The following is a 452-nucleotide window of genomic DNA, read 5'->3' on the forward strand; positions in this document are numbered from 1 at the left end:
AGCAGGTCGTGCAGGGCGAACCGGCCGGGCTGGGGTTGTTCCAGGAGGCAGGAGCGGGTCAGTTCGGTGAGGAGGCGGCGGGTGTGGGGGAGGGGGAGGTTGGTGAGGGCGGCGGCGGCGGGGGCGGTGATGTCGGGGCCGGGGTGGAGGGCCAGGAGCCGGAAGAGGCGGGCGGCGGGCTCGTCCAGGGAGTGGTAGGACCAGGAGAAGACGCTGCGGACGTCGGTGGTGGTGTCGGTGGCGGTGAAGGCCTCCAGGCCGGTGGGGGTGTGGCGCAGGTCGTCGGCGAGGGCGTGCAGGGGGAAGGCGGGGTCGAGTTCGGCGCGGGCGGCGACCACTGCCAGTGCCAGGGGCAGGCGTCCGCACAGGCGGATGATGTCGGCGGTGGCGTCCGGTTCGGCGGCCAGGCGTTGCGCTCCCAGGCGTCGGGCGAGTGTTTCGTGGGCTTCGGT

Annotated in this window: 1 pseudogene; it reads right to left on the minus strand. The window is 74.1% G+C overall.

The window, feature by feature from the left end:
- Positions 1-452, minus strand: a pseudogene (locus KUM38_RS41285) (AfsR/SARP family transcriptional regulator); the annotation flags it as partial.

It is taken from the genome of Streptomyces sp. AC558_RSS880 (assembly GCF_019049255.1).
GTDB lineage: Bacteria > Actinomycetota > Actinomycetes > Streptomycetales > Streptomycetaceae > Streptomyces.